The sequence below is a fragment of the Paenibacillus sp. FSL L8-0436 genome, from assembly GCF_038593025.1.
Lineage (GTDB): Bacteria > Bacillota > Bacilli > Paenibacillales > Paenibacillaceae > Paenibacillus_AQ.
The window spans coordinates 1,961,469-1,977,773 of record NZ_CP151955.1 but is presented as its reverse complement, the minus strand read 5'-3'; the positions used below and the strand labels follow the sequence as shown (position 1 = coordinate 1,977,773).

16 protein-coding genes are annotated in these 16,305 nt (G+C 50.7%); 1 reads left to right on the top strand and 15 read right to left on the bottom strand.

Going from position 1 to position 16,305, the window contains the following annotated elements:
• Positions 1-6: 6 nt before the first annotated feature.
• The 10 genes from NSS79_RS08975 to NSS79_RS08930 form a co-directional block, all read right to left on the bottom strand.
• Positions 7-372: an arsenate reductase family protein gene (locus tag NSS79_RS08975; RefSeq protein WP_076111496.1), complete on the bottom strand. Its 366-nt coding sequence runs from the start codon at positions 370-372 to the stop codon at positions 7-9.
• Between the two features lie 413 nt (positions 373-785).
• Positions 786-1,772, bottom strand: a complete 987-nt coding sequence (locus NSS79_RS08970; protein WP_342439081.1) for an RluA family pseudouridine synthase — start codon at positions 1,770-1,772, stop codon at positions 786-788.
• 1 nt (position 1,773) lies between these two features.
• Positions 1,774-2,337 carry a cob(I)yrinic acid a,c-diamide adenosyltransferase gene (locus NSS79_RS08965; RefSeq protein WP_342439080.1) on the bottom strand — a complete coding sequence of 188 codons (564 nt, stop codon included), beginning with the start codon at positions 2,335-2,337 and terminating at the stop codon, positions 1,774-1,776.
• A 179-nt stretch (positions 2,338-2,516) separates the two neighbouring features.
• On the bottom strand, positions 2,517-3,407 hold the full coding sequence (locus NSS79_RS08960) for an alpha/beta hydrolase (protein WP_342439079.1): 891 nt from the start codon (positions 3,405-3,407) through the stop codon (positions 2,517-2,519).
• Positions 3,408-3,443: 36 nt separating this feature from the next.
• A complete protein-coding gene (locus NSS79_RS08955; protein ID WP_342439078.1) occupies positions 3,444-4,070 on the bottom strand; it encodes a TetR/AcrR family transcriptional regulator in 627 nt (208 codons plus the stop codon).
• Positions 4,071-4,208: 138 nt separating this feature from the next.
• Entirely contained in the window at positions 4,209-4,466 is a 258-nt protein-coding gene (locus tag NSS79_RS08950) for an aspartyl-phosphate phosphatase Spo0E family protein (RefSeq protein WP_342439077.1), read from the bottom strand.
• Between the two features lie 25 nt (positions 4,467-4,491).
• On the bottom strand, positions 4,492-5,712 hold the full coding sequence (locus tag NSS79_RS08945) for an aminotransferase class I/II-fold pyridoxal phosphate-dependent enzyme (RefSeq protein ID WP_342439076.1): 1,221 nt from the start codon (positions 5,710-5,712) through the stop codon (positions 4,492-4,494).
• A 13-nt stretch (positions 5,713-5,725) separates the two neighbouring features.
• Positions 5,726-6,226, bottom strand: a complete 501-nt coding sequence (locus NSS79_RS08940) for an Lrp/AsnC family transcriptional regulator (RefSeq protein WP_038588292.1) — start codon at positions 6,224-6,226, stop codon at positions 5,726-5,728.
• Positions 6,227-6,501: 275 nt separating this feature from the next.
• On the bottom strand, positions 6,502-6,888 hold the full coding sequence (locus tag NSS79_RS08935; RefSeq protein ID WP_342439075.1) for a spore coat protein: 387 nt from the start codon (positions 6,886-6,888) through the stop codon (positions 6,502-6,504).
• A gap of 60 nt (positions 6,889-6,948) precedes the next feature.
• Positions 6,949-7,182, bottom strand: a complete 234-nt coding sequence (locus NSS79_RS08930) for a hypothetical protein (protein ID WP_076111483.1) — start codon at positions 7,180-7,182, stop codon at positions 6,949-6,951.
• Positions 7,183-7,364: 182 nt separating this feature from the next.
• Here NSS79_RS08930 and NSS79_RS08925 point away from each other — a divergent pair, with 182 nt between their 5' ends.
• Positions 7,365-8,603, top strand: a complete 1,239-nt coding sequence (locus NSS79_RS08925) for an FAD-dependent oxidoreductase (RefSeq protein ID WP_342439074.1) — start codon at positions 7,365-7,367, stop codon at positions 8,601-8,603.
• Positions 8,604-8,673: 70 nt separating this feature from the next.
• Here the strand turns inward: NSS79_RS08925 and NSS79_RS08920 are convergent, their stop codons facing one another.
• The 5 genes from NSS79_RS08920 to dcuS all read right to left on the bottom strand — a co-directional run bounded on the left by NSS79_RS08920 (position 8,674) and on the right by dcuS (position 16,285).
• Positions 8,674-10,224, bottom strand: coding sequence for a flavocytochrome c (locus tag NSS79_RS08920; RefSeq protein WP_342439073.1), 1,551 nt, complete (start codon positions 10,222-10,224; stop codon positions 8,674-8,676).
• Positions 10,225-10,378: 154 nt separating this feature from the next.
• Complete coding sequence (locus NSS79_RS08915) at positions 10,379-11,896, bottom strand: serine hydrolase domain-containing protein (protein ID WP_342439072.1); 1,518 nt, start codon at positions 11,894-11,896, stop codon at positions 10,379-10,381.
• A gap of 259 nt (positions 11,897-12,155) precedes the next feature.
• Positions 12,156-13,613, bottom strand: coding sequence for a M14 family metallocarboxypeptidase (locus NSS79_RS08910; protein WP_342439071.1), 1,458 nt, complete (start codon positions 13,611-13,613; stop codon positions 12,156-12,158).
• Between the two features lie 354 nt (positions 13,614-13,967).
• Positions 13,968-14,684, bottom strand: a complete 717-nt coding sequence (locus NSS79_RS08905) for a response regulator (protein WP_342439070.1) — start codon at positions 14,682-14,684, stop codon at positions 13,968-13,970.
• The gene (gene dcuS / locus NSS79_RS08900) at positions 14,681-16,285 is read right to left on the bottom strand and encodes a DcuS/MalK family sensor histidine kinase (protein WP_342439069.1); all 1,605 of its coding nucleotides are present in this window, start codon (positions 16,283-16,285) and stop codon (positions 14,681-14,683) included. The genes NSS79_RS08905 and dcuS overlap by 4 nt, the downstream gene beginning before the upstream one ends.
• Between the last annotated feature and the right edge of the window lie 20 nt (positions 16,286-16,305).

Sequence of the window (16,305 nt, the reverse complement as noted above, 5' to 3'; positions counted from 1 at the left end):
ATCTTATTAGGCGTTGCTCCAGGCTTCGCCGTATTGCTCTTCTTTATAGCCTACAGTGACTTTCTTGCCGTCAGTGACTACCGGGCGTTTGATCAGCATCCCGTTACTGGACAGCAGTTCAAGCTGCTCATCTTCACTAAGGCTGGACAGCTTGTCCTTCAAACCAAGTGCTTTGTACACCTCACCGCTCGTATTAAAAAACTTCTTCAACGGAAACCCGCTGTTCGCGACCAGCAAACGCAGCTCTTCCACCGTGGGCGGCTGCTCGGCGATATGCTGAAGCTCCAGCTCATGCCCCTGTTCCTTCAGCCATTTGACAGCGCTGCGGCAGGTTCCGCATTTTGGATATTGATATACTTTCAGTTGACTCATAGCAGCTCCTTTGGCAGTTCCCTTTAAAATTTATAGTGAATTCAATTGCAGCCCAACTGCAGCTAATGAGATGACCCGTGGTGCTGTCATGTATCATTCACTGATAGAATTGTAATTCCGCTATCTTTTCGTTTTACCGTGCATTAGATCAGTAATACGGGCGTTACTAGAGGGAAATATGCCCGCTAGTTCCGGCCGAACCCTCAATTATAAAAGGACAGCGGGAATTACTCCCTCTATAATTGTAGAAATCACGCTATAACACACTATCGATAAAATTACAGGTAGTAAATCCCGCTATTCACTCCGCTACTTCCAAAAGCGATAATTACAGGGACCTTTTCCCGTTAATCACGAGGTCCAGGTGTTGCGGCGACATATGCTTGTGCAGGTGCAGTGCAGGTGCAGTACCGCTACTCCCCAGCCGTCTCCTTTTCCAGCTTCTGCTCAAGCAGCGCCATATCCGGCGGCAGTGGCGCTTCAAAGACCAGCTCCGCAAGCCCGACCGGGTGCTTGAACGACAGCCGCACCGCATGCAGCGCCTGCCGCGGAATTGAGGCATCCAGCTCCGCGATGCTTGCAAGCCATGCCGCTTCCTCCGAAGTCAGCTCCTCCTTGCCATACAGCAGGTGACGGTACATGCCGTCACCGATCAGCGGGCAGCCGATGGAGCTCATATGCACCCGGATCTGATGGGTGCGGCCGCTTTCCAGCTTCAGCTCCACCCTCGCCGCACGGCCCGGGTAGGCTGCCTTGACCTCATACCGGGTCAGGGAGGGATAGCCGTCCGGCGTCACAATACGCCGGTGCGGTTCTGCCGGGTCACGGTCGATGGAACCGTCGATATCACCGCGCGGCACCGCAGGAATTCCGTGAACAAAGGCCGCATAACGTTTGTCCACGGTTCCGGCAATCATCTGCTCGGAAATATGCTGGTGGCTATAAGGATTTTTCGCGATTACAAGTACGCCCGACGTCTCCTGGTCCAGCCGGTGAACCGGGCGAAAGCGGTACTGTTCTCCCTTTTGCGCCCAATAATGGACGACCCCATTTGCCAGTGTGTCAGTATAATGGCCATGGGTCGGATGGACAATGATTCCGGCTGCCTTGTTCACGACCAGCAGATGCCCGTCCTCATACAGGATATCAAACGGAATATCCTGCGGCAAAATATCCTCCGACGTTTCCTGCTCCATCCGGATGTCCACGGTGTCTCCGGCGCTGACCCGGACGCTGATATAGACTCGCTCGCCGTTCAGCATAATCCCCTGCTCTGTCATCTTCAGGCGGGAGAGCAGCTTGCGGGACACATCCATCCGCTTCTGCAGGATGGTCTTCAGCAGCCAGCCGTCCTCGGACGGCGGCACAATATAGGAGATCGGTGAATAATAGCTTGTCATATTATTTACGGAACACCTTTTTGCTGCGCACATACTCTACATCAGCAATCTCCAGCCGTGTATTCGCTGTGCGGGCCAACGCAAAGAAATAGTCCGAAAGCCGGTTCAAATAAATCACAGCTTCCGGATTAATATCTGCGCTGCGGCCCAGCGTAACCGCCCGCCGCTCTGCACGGCGGCAGACGGTGCGGCAGACATGCAGCACTGAGGACAGCTGGCTGCCGCCTGGCAGAATGAAGCGCTCCAGCACCGGATTCTCCGCCTGCAATTTGTCGATCCAGCCCTCCAGGCGAACCGCCATCTCGCTCTTGACCTTATATTTGCTCTCGCTGATTTTCACAAAAGCCAGATCCGAACCGCAATCGAACAGCTCATGCTGGATCTCCAGCAGTTGTTCCCGGACATCGGCGAATTTCTCGTCCTCCATCAGACTGCGGGCCTGACCCACAAAACAGTTCAGCTCATCAATCGTTCCGTAAGCCTCGACGCGGACATCATCCTTGCCTACCCGGCCGCCGATGACCGATGTTTCTCCCTTATCCCCCGTACGCGTATAAATCGCCATCTCTTCCCTGCCCCCTCACTCTCAACATCACATATTCATAGTTTAATCGGTAGGATGTAAGGTTGGCAAATGAAGATCGGTATTTCTGCCATGTTAATAACTGCCTGAGTCCGGGCAATCCATGGCAAGTTCAGTCAAATTACAGTTTTCGCGTTTTTTTATAGCCTCTTCTATCACACCTATGCCTCCTGTTCCTGCAGGAAGCTGATAATTTCCCTGTTGATGATCTCCGGCTGCTCATGATTAACCCCATGCCCTGCGTCTTCGATCACTTTATAGCGGAAATCCCCATCCTTCAAAATCTCCAGGAAATCCTTCTTGTGGCCCAGCTTGTAATCCCCCACCAGAAAGTAAAGCTTGTCTCTGATCGCAACCGCCTTCTCTTTATCATAAAGATGAAGCTGATGAACAAACATGGCCTGCTGATTATGGCTCTTCATTAACAGCACCAGATGCTCGGCCACTTCGGGATGTTTGTCAAAAAGTCCGGAGTTTGGCGAGATTAGCTTTCGGGTGACCTTAAGCAGGTTATTGCGGGTCGGAACAAGAATTTCCGGGAACATCATCATCAGCGTCTGGATCATCGCCTTCATCGGAGCAGTAATCATCCCGCCTTCCATGCACACCACCCCGTATACTCTTTCAGGCAGGCAGGTCGCATAATTAAAAGCCATGTAGGCACCATTCGATACACCCGCCAGATGGAATTTCCCGATCGCCAGCCCATCGGCTACGGCAGTAATCCAATCCACCTGTGAGAACGTCCGCTTGCTGAAATTGGCGTTAGGAATACTTTTGCCGGGTCCGCCTATCGTGTCTACCGCGATGCAATAGAAATGCCGGGCTAATTCCTGCATATTGAGCATCCACATCACTGCAGAATTATCACCCACCCCGTGAAGCAGCAGCAAGGGCGGATTGCTTTCATCTCCTGCCGTTATACAATGTGTTGATCCGTATTCCGTTTCAATATCCAGCTCGCGGAATTCCGTCGCCCAGCGTCCCAGCAGCTCATTATAGGAACGCAGCACCCTCTCCTTGCCTGCTTCACGTTTAAATACCTTGACCATGACTGTTCTCTCCCTTAGGTTCAATGTCCGCTTCTGTCAGCTTCTCTTCAAAAAGCGCAGCACCAGCTCTGTAGTAGGAAAAGAATTCTGCTCCGTGGCCTGAGCTCTTGCAATTCCCAGCCCCTGGATGAATGAAAAATAAGCAATCGCCAGCTCCAGCGGATCGCCCTCCACAATCTCCAGGGCCCGCTGGCCTTCCATAATAAGCGGAATCAGCTGCTCAAAAGGCTCTCTAATCTTCTCCTTCGAGATCCGCTTCGCTTCTTCCGGGATAGCTTCGGAGGTTGCTGTCTGCAAAAGAATCAGCCGCCAATGCTGCATCGCAAGACTGCCCGGGGACAGAAACGCCTCGGTCAGCCAAGTGATTCTCTCCATAGCCGTCCCTTCCAGCTCCGCTGCATATTGCACGGATCGTCCTGCCCCTTCCGACGCCAGTTCGACAATCCTGGTGAAGATCTCCTCCTTCGATTTGAAATACATATATACATATCCCTGGCTGAATCCTGCACTGGCCGCAATATCCTTGATTTTGGTCCCGGCAAATCCTTTCCTCGAAAAAACCTCGAGCGCGTGAGTTATAATTTGGCGCGTTGCCTGATCTGGAGCGAGTTGCTCAAAGCCGTCGATAAATCTCTGCTCCAGCATTTTGCTTTGAATGCTCATAGACACCTCCATGAAATGAATGATCGTTCATTCATAACCCATTATAAGGAATTTACTAGTAATAGGATACATCTATTTTCAGCGAAAAATAGAAGGAGGGCCCTAAGGCCCTCCATCTCCAAATGGATGTATGTGCAGTCAATCCCTGCGCATACGTCCTCTCATATATTCATTAATCTTCAGGTCCAGCAAACTGCTGATTTCAATCACAATATCTGAGGTGAAGGATTTCTCCTGTATAAAGAGCTGCTCCATTCTGCTGCGAAGTGCCTGAATCTCATCTTCCAGAGAGAGTTCGCGAGTTGAAGCATCCGCCTTGCAGGACCGTTTTCCGTTTCCCGGATAACATTCCCCGCTATAGGAAGGCAAGTAACAATCGGCGCAGAGCACAATCATCCCTCCTAAACTTCATCTCACTGCCTTATTCAGTCCGTTCACGTTCCAGCTGTAAGACGAATTCACCTATCCGCTCTACCGCCTCGTTCAGCTGGGATACCGATGTGGCATAGGAGCAGCGCAGATAACCTTCGCCGCCTAAGCCGAATACACTGCCAGGAACAGCAGCTACCTTGTACTCCAGCAAGAGACGTTGGGCAAATTGATCCGAGGTCAGTCCGGTGCGGCGTATGCTTGGAAAAGCGTAGAATGCGCCTTGCGGCTCATGGCAGTCCAATCCCGCATCGCGCAGGCCTTTGATGATCAGGCGCCGCCGCTGATTGTAGGAATCCGTCATCCGGTCTTTCTCTTCCATACCGTTGGTCAAAGCCTCCAGCGCAGCTACCTGCCCCATGGAAGGGGCGCACATTACGGTATACTGATGAATCTTCAGCATGGCCGAGATCAAATCGGGGTGGCCGCAGGCATAACCCATCCGCCATCCGGTCATCGCAAACGCTTTGGAGAAGCCGCTGACCAGAATCGTCCGGTCGATCATCCCCGGCAGTGATGGGAAGCTCACATGATTGCTTCCATAGGTCAATTCGGCATAGATTTCATCTGAAATCACGATGAGATCATGTTTCTCGACGACTTTGGCAATCGGTTCCCAGTCTTCCCGGCTCATGATCGCCCCCGTCGGATTACTCGGGTAACAGAGGATCAATATTTTCGAGCGCGGTGTAATTTTGGCTTCAAGCGCCTCTGCCGTAAGTTTGAAGTTATTTTCTCCAAAGGTCTCGATCCCGACCGGAATGCCGCCGCCAATTGCAGTGATCGGTGAATACGAAATATAGCAGGGCTCAGGAATGAGAATTTCATCTCCCGGTGCGATCAATGCGCGGAGTGCCAAATCAATGGCTTCACTTCCGCCTACCGTGGCGATAATCTGATTAGCGGGATTATATTCAACAGCGAAACGGGATTGAAGATAATTGGCAATGCCTTCACGCAGCTCCGGCATCCCTGCATTGGAGGTATATCCGGTAAAGCCTCTCTCAAGCGAATAGACACAGGCTTCACGGACATGCCATGGGGTCTTGAAGTCCGGCTCCCCGACCCCGAGGGAAATGATATCCTTGCTGCCTGCCGCCAGGTCAAAAAACTTGCGGATGCCTGAGGGCTGGATTTGCTGAACCAGCGGTGCCAAATATGAATTCATTGATTTGCCTGTATCTCCGGTTGGTTTGGGTTCATTGGTGATCATATCATTACTTCCTTTACGGAGATATCATCAGACGCTTGTCCTCTTCATGCTCTTCAAAGATGATACCGTCCTGTTTGTATTTTTTGAGGGTAAAGTTGGTTTTAGTAGAGAGCACCGAATCAATCGGAGACAGCTTCTCGGAGACAAAATTGGCGACTTCGCGCAGGTTGCGTCCTTCCACTTCCACTAATAGATCGTAGGCGCCGGACATCAAATAGACCGATTTGACCTGCGGGTACAGATAGATCCGTTCGGCAATGCCTTCAAATCCGCGGCCCCGTTCAGGCGTGATCTGCACCTCGATCAATGCGGTCACCCGTTCGTCATCCACTTTATCCCAATTCACGACAGTAGCATATTTTACAATGACATGATCTTTCTCCATTTGCTCAATAACTGTCTTAACATCATCTTCTTCCGCTCCGAGCAACGTCGCCATCAGCGCCGTAGAGCTTCGGGCGTCCTCCTTGAGCAGTTCCAGCACTTTCCGCTTCAATTCATTCATTTCCTTCATGCCTTCCCTCCGGATAGTTCGCACCGGCAACTGCGTAAAGATCACGCATCGTCCTGCGAAAAGAGTTTAATACTAATATGACACGAAAATGACAGTTCTGCAAACAAAATAACCCCGCGGGGAAGACGGGGCAGTGCTCGAAATAAGGGTCGCCAACACAAAAAACCGTCCACCCCTCCGGAGGAAATCCGGCGGATAGCGGACGGCTTTAGCTGCTGAGGTTTTTACGCACGAACAGGTCAGGCCCTTCGTTGCTTCACCCCCCGGCAGGAAGGTTACATATAGTAAGAGCTTTGTACGTTCGGCTGATGCTGGGGAACATTTCCATAATGTACGTTTGTTCCGGCTGCACCTGTTTTTTGCTGCACGAACTGCTGGCATTTCTGCTGAGTCTGGTGAGCGGTCTGAATCTGCTTGTCAATATCTTGGCGCAGTGCCTTGCCTGGCGTAGTGTACATGTTCATTTGGGACATCTTCGTGTACAGTTCCCCCTGCAGGCGTAAAGTATCCATGGTCAGGTCGTTGAATACCCGGCGTACAGTCGGACAATTCGACTCCGTAGCAGCGGTCGTATATTCGCGTACCGTCCGTTTCAAATCTGCAAGCACTGTGTTGAGTAAATCCTCATCCGACATAAATGCCGATCCGTTTTGTGCGTACACAATATTACCCCCTCAATAGTTTGGTTTTGAAATTGCTTTCCATACTAATACCCGGCCGCTTTATTGCGGCTGTGTCGGTGCGTATTGCTGATGCTGCTCCAGCAGCTGCACAAGAGTATTCATATGACCAGTATGGCTTTGGATTTGTTGCACGCAGATTTGGTGCACCGTGGCGTTCTGAGTCGTCCCGGCGGTTGCGGCCAGCTGCTTGATCAACAGATCCTCATTAGAGATGGAGTCAGCGATATATTCCACTTCTTTGCCGCTAAGCGCCTGCATTTGGTTCGATTGCATAGTGTGTATTTCCCTCCTTCTAAATGGTTCAAGCAGTCGTTATTATGCCGCGTATCCAGGCACATTATGTATGCATGGATGTTATGCGTGCTCCCGGATGAATGCCGGTTAAACCCGTGCATAAGAGCGGGCAAAGCTGGCGAAACTACCCTATCTGTATCTCATAAAGGAGAGATCAACAAATGAAACTAAACAGCGGGCAGCTACCTTGGGGCAGCTCATTTCCAAATCCTCCATCCTATCCTGCGCTTGAAGGGGATATTACATGCGATTGCCTGATTGTTGGCGGAGGCATGGGCGGAGCCATGTCCTCCTACCGCTTATCTTTAAGCGGAGCAGATACAGTTCTCATCGATAAAAGAGCAATTGGAAGCGGAAGCTCCCATGCCAATACCGGCCTGCTGCAGATAGCCAACGACAAATCGCTGACTGCGTGCATCAATACGTTTGGAGAAGCAAACGGTGTGCTGTTCTATAAGCTGTGCCAGCAGGCTACCCGGAGAATTCTCCAGCTGCCGGACAAGCTGAACATTGATCCCCAGATTATTCCCCGCAGTAGCCTGCTGTATGCAAGCACACCGGAGGATGTGCCAGCTCTGGAGCTGGAGCATGAGAATCTGGTATCGCACGGCTTTGATTCGGAATTCTGGGAGCAGGATAAGGTCAGCTCCCATTACGCCTTCTCCAAACCAGCCGCGCTGTATTCCAAGGGCGATGCGGAGACAAATCCTTTCCGTACTGTTCACAGCCTGATTGACAAGGCCCGTGACAACGGAGTCCGCGTCTATGAGCATACCCGGGCACGGCATTATGAATACAGCGCCGAGGGTGTAACCTGCATTACCGAGAACGGACGGATCTTCGCCAAGAAAGTGATTTTTGCCATGGGCTACGAAACCCAGGAGATGAAAAAAGACCGTGGCGCCGAGCTTATTAATACCTACGCCATTATGACAAAACCGCTTGAACATTTGCCTAAGTGGTATGAGCAGAGCCTGATCTGGGAAACTGCCCGCCCGTACCTCTATTTCCGGACTACGCCGGATAACCGGATTATTGCGGGAGGCAAAGATGAGCCGTTGACCGATCAGGAGCGCCGGGATATCCGCGTGCTCTCCCAGGGCCAGCGGCTGCTTGAAGAGCTGGAAGCCCTTTTCCCGGAAATCCGGGGGATCGAAGCGGAATATTCATGGGGAGCCGTCTTCGGTTCAACCCGGGACGGACTTCCCTATATGGGCCCGCATCCAGAGTATCCCCACTGCTATTTCATTGAAGGTTATGGCGGAAACGGCACGATCTACAGTATGATTGCTGCCGAGCTTCTGGCGGATACCCTTGCAGGCGTGTACCGGCCCGAGCTGGAGCTGTTCTCACTGACCCGGTCAACCAAACCTTCTCCTTCTCCCGCCATACAGGCATAAAAGCAGCAAAAAGCTTGGGCTCTGTTGAGCCCAAGCTTTTGTTTTGCCTAATAGAAGAGGTATTGATTGCTTATTGTGCTTTGACGAATTCAGCAGCTTTAATACCCGCCTGACGGCCAAAAATAATGATTTCCGCTACAGAGTTGCCGCCGATCCGGTTTTGTCCGTGCAGTCCGCCTACAACTTCCCCAGCCGCAAACAGTCCTGTAATAGGTTTGCCGTCTTTATTCAGTACTTCTGTGTTCGTGTTGATTTTTACGCCGCCCATGGTGTAATGGATCCCTGGGCCGATTTTAATCGCATAGTATGGCGCACCGGACAAGTCGTTGTCCATTCCTGTAGTTCTGCCGAATTCAGCATCCTTTTTATTCTTCACCGAGCTGTTCCAGGTATCCAGTGTCTTTTGCAGCTGATCTGCCGGGACATTCATTTCTTTGGCCAATGCCTCGATAGAATCTCCTTGGATCACAAAGCCCATCTTTTCGTACTGTTCAATCGCTTTAACACGGGTCTTTACGCCGGAATCAAATACAAGGAAAGCCGATTTCTCTGGAAGTGTATTGATTGCAGCTGTGACTTTGTCCCGCGTGTCCAGTTCATTGGTGAACCGTTTGCCTTCACTTGAGACAAGCAGAGCGCCTTCACCGCGGACAGCTTCCCCAATGAGATAGGATTTGTCCTGCTGCACCGTCGGGTGAACCTGAATTTGATCCATATCGACTGTCGTGCCGCCGAGTTTCTCAATCATCTGGATGCCGTCACCGGTGCTGCCGATCTGGTTTGTAGTCACATATCCTTCCAAGTCAGGTCTCACTTTAGAAATCATATCCATATTCGCGCCGAAACCGCCGGTCGTCACAATAACAGCAGCCGCTGTAATGGTTTTCTCATCCTTTTGGTTAAAGAGGACTTTGACGCCGTTTGCCTTGCCGTCTTTTTCAGTTATCTCCTTAACATCCGCGTTCACAAAAAGCGGGATGCCTTTTTCTTGTACGTTTTTCACCAAACCTTTAACAAGGTATTGTCCGACCGCTGAACCATCTTCAGGACGGTGTGTACGTTTTTCCTTCATCCCGCCAGTAATCGTGATGTTGTTCAAGCGAATTCCGATGGAATCCAGCCAATCAATAGCGCTTGCTGAATTGTCAACGAAGAAACGGAGCATTTCTTTATCGTTGGTATCATGACCGCCTTTTAATGTCTCTTCATAAAATAAATCATTGCTGTCTTCAATGCCCTGCTCTTTTTGGAATTTCGTTTGCGAAGCATTCATTCCGGAAGATGACTTTGTTGTGTTCCCGCCGGCAACCGGCATTTTTTCCAAAATAACCGGATTCATGCCCTTTTCTTTTGCTTCAAGTGCAGCAGACATCCCAGCCCCGCCTGCACCGACAATGATAATATCATATTTATCTTTTAATTGATCGAACGGTGTATAGCTTGCTTCGGATGCCCCCGAAACGGCTTCAGTTTCTTTCGGCGCGTTTGTCGCGCTGTTCTTGCTCTTGTTCTCATTTGCGTTGCTGCTGGTATTATTGTTGCTGTTTCCGTTACCGCATCCAGCGATAACAAGCATGACGGAGAGAATGAGAAGAAGAGCAGCTGCTGTTTTCTTTTTCATGTGTAATCTTTGCCCCCTTGTGCATATTTTCACAATAATCATAGCGGCAAAGCTGCTGTTTTTGGAAGCTTACGTAATTAAAAAAAACATTTAGTAACTAAAGTAACTGGATCTTCCGGCTGGAGTGGTCGGCCTCAGGTTCCTCTATTCAATTCTAGCTGGCGATCGTTTTCCCGCTTCCCTTCATTCTGTGCAGACGCAGATTATGAACCAGTACAATCAGCTTGGCAGCACCGATCCCCAGCGATAGGATACTCAGGACAAAGACGAGATGTCCAACTCCAGGCAGAAAGGAGACCACCACTCTCCATGGGGCAAAAATATGACTAGGACCGTATAATACCGTAATCGGCAGCGCTACATTAAACAAAAGCAGACAAAATGCGAATACGCTGATCCGCAACGGGGTAAACCGAAAGCTTTTCTTGCGTTTAATCAGGTTGAAAACCGACACTCCCAGCAAAATTGCCACTGCTGCACAAGCCAGATCAATGAAAATATGGGTACCGGTAATGCTGCCCGTATCCTCGACCGGCTCGCGGCCATGTATAATGTCAAGAATTCCATCAGCCACCATGCTTAATTTGTAGCCGCGGACCAAATAATCATGGGCATTGATCAATACCACAACACCTACGTCCCCGTCCAGCTTCATATCGGCGTGAAAGCTCTCAACATCACCCGCATGCTGAACAATACCATTAATGATCTCCCAGCCCATACCGTATTCACTGCCTTCGGTGGTAGGGTCTTTTATGACCGGCTGATGCATCTCCGCAACACTTTCCGGAGTAGCCACGCTGCGATCATGGAACTTTCCGCCATTGATTTGAGCAATTAAATAATGGTTCATATCTTCTGCGCTTGAGATCAGATAGGCGGACGCAAGCATGGATTGGTTGTCCGGCTGCTCAAAAGGAACCATGAAACCAAAGACGGACTTGTAGCCTGTGGCCAATCCCTGTAGTTTCGCTTCGGGTGTAGAAGTATAACTGTTCTGCATATTCAAAGGAGAATACACATGATCCTGAATATATCCAGCATAAGACTTGCCGGAAACGGCCTGAATAATCCCCCCGAGTATATCGTAATTGGCATTGGAATATTGAAACTTGTTGCCGACGGCCTCAGTTAAAGGTGTATCTTTCAGATTATGTATAAGTTCATCTATCGTTGGCACCGTGTTGGTAAAAGCTGTCCGCCCATGTAAAGTGGACAGTCCGCTGTTCTGATTCAGTAAATGCCGGACCATAATGGTTTTGGACGCTTTCTTGTCGGCAAGCTCGAAGTCAGGCAAATAGCGCTGTACCGGCGCATCCAGGTCAATCTTCCCTTGTTCAACCAATTGCATGATGGCCAGCGCCGTAAACGATTTGGAGACCGAGCCTAGAATAAAAGGGGTTTGCGCTGTAACGGGCTGACCCTCAGGGCCGGAAATTCCATATCCCTTGGTGTAGACGGTCTGGTCTCCCTGCACAATCCCGACCGCCACACCCGGAATATCCAGTTTCTCCCGCATCGTTTCCACAAATTTGTCAATCCGGTCCGCATCTACAGCAAGTGGAGCCGCTTCCGCATGGGCCATCCCCGGTTGCAGTAAGGGCAGCACGCCTGTGACCATAACCAATATAATCATTAATGCTTGGATGATAGTCCGCTGTATTGTTTTCATCTCTCTTAACCTCTTCTCCTGATTCTGTCCCTTCTCTTGTCAGACATATGGATCAAGAATATCCTTTCAACCTTTCTGCTATATTTCGAGAATCTTAAGTTAATCTTAAATTGCCTGGTGCAGATGCTTATGTATGGCTGGAAATGAAAACGGCAGACCTGTAGTTTCGGGTCTGCCGTTTTCGCATGATGTTATGATTTAACTATCACTTCTGCAACACTCACCGTCCAACATTTCCACTGCCTTCTGCAGATCTGCTTTATTCAGTAACGCCGCTGCTTTCCGCTGCGTTACTGTTTTCTTCGGAGGGTGCTCCTCCTTCATTAATGCTATTGCTTTCAGTTTCGGCGCTATTATTTACTTCCTCTGCACCCTGTGACACTGCCGTAGGGTCCGCAGCCTCTACCAGAGTAAGCGAAGTTCCGTCAATCCACCACGTCCCGTTCAAGCTCGAGACCAGCAGCCAATTGGCGTACTTGCCTTTGACCTCTACCTTCTGTGGCGGAAGGCTGCCCGCCTTGGGAGCCAGAAGATCAGGATACTTATACAGCTTTGTTTGTGCATTCAATTGAGCAGTAGCTTCTACTGCCTCCACGACAGCCAATGTTCCAGGTGCAGGACAAATCCAACCCACACCGCTGCCGTACTTGATCTGGAACCAGTTTCCCTTACGTGCGATTACATATACTTCCTGCGGCGGCTGCGTGCCTATGGCTGGCGAATTTCCGGTACCGGAGAATACTGCCGATTGGGTGAACAGATTCATGGGTAGCCCAACCTGCTCCAGCGTCTGCTTCTTGAGCCAAAGATCATATGAGACCGCAGCTGCATACACTCCGACTTTCTTATTCTTCGCCCAGATGTTATTAAAAGCGCTGAGCGGCAGTGGCCCTTCACCGGCGTACGAGCCGATTTCAATCGTAAGGCCAGGTCGTTTAAACTCCTGGATGAACCAATCCTTGTAGCCTCCACCGGATGGATTCTTCTCCGGCTTCACAAGAGAATAGCCGGTAAAGAGTCCGACATCGGCGGCGATTTTTTTGTCCCGTCCCAGATTGGCTGCCAGCGTGTTGAAGTTCCAGAAAACAATCTCGCCGGAGCTGTGATAGGAAATGGTCATTTCCGGATCCAGCGTATAAGTGAAATCCATCATAAGCCGGATCTCCGGCGCTTGCGCCGGTTTCACACCCTTGTAATTCTGGTACGACGGATAAGGCGAAGTATTCCTGATCGTGCTCCAGCTCGCTGGATACTGGCGGTTCAGGTCGAGCCCTTGCATATTCGCTTTCCAGCGTTTGAAATTACTGCTTCCTCCATTGTAGCCTACCAGTGTGGAAGCTAGACTCTTAGACAGACCCGCTGTGCCCTGCTGAGCCAGCGTGACACCATCCGGATTCACCATCGGCACGATCCAGATACTGACATTGTTCAGCAAATCTCTCACCTTATAGTTTCCCAGCTTCTGATCCTGGACATAGGCCTCAGCATACGAGTCTGCCATTTTCATGAGCAGTGAAGTCGTCATCCATTCCCGGGCATGGTGCGAGCCATTCAGAAACAGCGAGGCTTCCCCGCGCCCTAGCTGAACCGCCCACAACTCGCGTCCGTATATCGTCTTACCCAGCGATTTGTAAGTGATCAGTCCAGGATATTTAGCGGCCAGACTCTTAATATCTCTTTCCATAGTGGAATAGGAATAGACCTGTCCAGGGTTCACAATATTAGCCGAACCTAGCGACGGACGCGGAAAAATAGCAAGACCCAGAATTAACAAACATAGTACCATACAAAACTTGTAAAACAATGATTTCATCGACAACCCTAGCATTCTGAGCATGATCCTCTCTACCAATATTTGAGTTAACACTAGTCAAAAAGGCCTAGCATTGTCAAGTAGATTCGACATATTATTTAGAGAAGGACCAACATGCCTAGTATTTGCTTCTTAAATTCATAGAGGAGTGATGAAATCCCTAATCCATAGCGAATAGGCGAGTAACCACGTCTGGTTCAACGACTTCCTGTACAGTAAAAAGGGACCCGAAGGTCCCTCTTGATTGGCAGCTGCCGCTTATATATATTTAGCTATAATTTCATGGCCCGTAGCAGATACTGTGTACATATATACCGGCCTGCCCACCGCTCCATAGCTGATCTCCATCTCCAACACACCGGCCTCCGTGAGAAAAGCCAAATATTTGCGGACAGAGATCCGCGAAAGCGGAGCACTTGCCGTAATATCCTCGGTGGAGAATACCGGCCTTTCCAACTGCTGTATGGTGTTCCAAATGCTCTCCAGCGTCCCTTCCGCAAGTCCCTTGGGCAGAGTCCCCGCTTTGTCTTCCTCGGTTCCCAGGGAATGCCGCAGCAGCTTGTCAAGCTGCTCCTGGCTGAGATGCTCCCTATGCTTCATCAGCAGATGATCCTCCCGGTATGCAGACAACGCCGCCTGAAAACGGGCGAACTCAAAGGGCTTGATCAAATAGTCAACAGCCCCGTGCTGCAGCGCTTTACGGATGCTCCCATTGTCGCTGGCTGCGGAAATCACGATAACGTCAACCATGCTTCCCTGCTCCCGCAGGGAGGACAGCAATTGCAGCCCGTTGGTATGCGGCATATAAATATCGAGCAGTATCAGGTCTACTTCACGATCCATAAGCATCTTTGCAGCCTCATCGCCTGAAGAGGCCCAGCCTGCGAACTCAAAACCCTGCACCTGCTCCAGATAATGGCGGTTGAATTTCGCCACCATCGGATCATCCTCAACAATCAGCACCTTAATGTTCATACAGTTTCATCACCCTTCACAGCATATGGCACATCGGCCATAAACGTTGTTCCCGGCTTCCCGTCATCTACAATCTGAAGCTTACCCTTCAGCTTCTCCACGCTTTTCCGGACCAGGTACAGACCGATCCCCCGTTGCTCTCCTTTGGTGGAGAAGCCTTGAACAAATATCTGCTCCCGCAGCCCCCCTGGAATTCCCGGCCCGCTGTCCCGTACGGTACAAATCAGGTGCCCCCGGTCATAATAAAAAGCAAGCCCTATCTCCTTAACGCTATACCCCTTAAGTACCTCCATAGCGTTGTCAAGCAGATTGCCGGCAATCGTAATCAGTTCATGTATGCACTGCGGGTCTGCCGATTCCGGCAAATAGCTGTCCCCGGTCAGCTGCAGATCAATTCCCGCTTCGCGGGCCCGGCTCAATTTCCCCAGTAGGAAGCCTGCCATCACGGGGTCCTTAATCTGTCTTGTAATGGAACCAACTTCCTTCTGGTAGTTGCCCACCATGCCCGAGATGTACTGCTGAAGCTCATCGTACAGGCCCATATGTGTCATTCCCATAATGACATGCAGCTTGTTCATGAATTCATGCGTCCCGGCCCGCAGGGCGTCCGCATATACGGAAATGCCGGACAGCTGTTCAACCAGCACGGCAAGCTCGGTCTTGTCCCGGAATGTAGCGATGGCTCCCGCAATCTGGCCATTCACCCGGATCGGAACACTGTTGACGAGCAATGTGATTCCGTTCAGTTCAAGATCCTGATCGACCTTAGCTTCCCCGGTGGCCAGCACGGGCTCAAGACGCAGCTCAGGCCAATAATCTGCGATATGCCGGGTCATCGCATTGCCAGTAATGCCCACCGTTCCCAGAAGCCGCTCTGCTTCCACATTGATCATTGTGATCCGGGCTTTATCATCTACCGCAATAATACCTTCGCGTGCAGACTGCAGCATGGCGCTGCGCTCTTCCAGCAGCTTGGAAATATCTGAAGGCTCCATGCCGAACATCATCTGTTTGATTTTCCGGGCCAGCACGATCGCCCCTCCGGCTCCAAGCACGGCACCGGACAGCAGAATCGCGATAATGGTCCATTCATTCTGCCTTATCAGACGGTGTACGCGTTCCAGCGAAAGTCCGACTACGACTACTCCCACCTGAGAACCTCTGTTGTTATACACTGGTACAAAGGCGCGCAGTGACTTGCCCAGCAGCCCCTCGCCTTCGGAGATACTCTCTTCCCCGCGCAGTGCCATCTTCTGTCCTCCACCCACAAAGTGCCTTCCAATCATTGAGGCATCAGGATGCGAATAGCGGATACTGTTCATATCGATAACGACTACAAACATAATATCATTGCGGCGGGTGATTTTGGAGGTATAGGCCTGAATCTCCTTGCTGCGGCCCTCCCCTAGCCCTTCCGACACCAGCGGCATCAGGGCAAGGGTGCGGGCAATCGTAATGGCTTTATCCTCCAGGGCATGGCGGGTCTGCGGGATAATCTGATTCCGGAAAATAATGTAGAGCACCAGCATGACCAACATCACCACAGCGGATACCATAACTGCAACCTTCGTCCTTAGGCCATAACCTTTTTTCTTGGCCAAACTTAACCTTCCCCCTATCC

Bases quoted from the DNA above. Each gene is read 5' to 3' on its own strand.
- NSS79_RS08975 (WP_076111496.1), bottom strand. From the start codon at position 372: ATGAGTCAACTGAAAGTATATCAATATCCAAAATGCGGAACCTGCCGC.
- NSS79_RS08970 (WP_342439081.1), bottom strand. From the start codon at position 1,772: ATGACAAGCTATTATTCACCGATCTCCTATATTGTGCCGCCGTCCGAG.
- NSS79_RS08965 (WP_342439080.1), bottom strand. From the start codon at position 2,337: ATGGCGATTTATACGCGTACGGGGGATAAGGGAGAAACATCGGTCATC.
- NSS79_RS08960 (WP_342439079.1), bottom strand. From the start codon at position 3,407: ATGGTCAAGGTATTTAAACGTGAAGCAGGCAAGGAGAGGGTGCTGCGT.
- NSS79_RS08955 (WP_342439078.1), bottom strand. From the start codon at position 4,070: ATGAGCATTCAAAGCAAAATGCTGGAGCAGAGATTTATCGACGGCTTT.
- NSS79_RS08950 (WP_342439077.1), bottom strand. From the start codon at position 4,466: ATGATTGTGCTCTGCGCCGATTGTTACTTGCCTTCCTATAGCGGGGAA.
- NSS79_RS08945 (WP_342439076.1), bottom strand. From the start codon at position 5,712: ATGATCACCAATGAACCCAAACCAACCGGAGATACAGGCAAATCAATG.
- NSS79_RS08940 (WP_038588292.1), bottom strand. From the start codon at position 6,226: ATGAAGGAAATGAATGAATTGAAGCGGAAAGTGCTGGAACTGCTCAAG.
- NSS79_RS08930 (WP_076111483.1), bottom strand. From the start codon at position 7,182: ATGCAATCGAACCAAATGCAGGCGCTTAGCGGCAAAGAAGTGGAATAT.
- NSS79_RS08925 (WP_342439074.1), top strand. From the start codon at position 7,365: ATGAAACTAAACAGCGGGCAGCTACCTTGGGGCAGCTCATTTCCAAAT.
- NSS79_RS08920 (WP_342439073.1), bottom strand. From the start codon at position 10,224: ATGAAAAAGAAAACAGCAGCTGCTCTTCTTCTCATTCTCTCCGTCATG.
- NSS79_RS08915 (WP_342439072.1), bottom strand. From the start codon at position 11,896: ATGAAAACAATACAGCGGACTATCATCCAAGCATTAATGATTATATTG.
- NSS79_RS08905 (WP_342439070.1), bottom strand. From the start codon at position 14,684: ATGAACATTAAGGTGCTGATTGTTGAGGATGATCCGATGGTGGCGAAA.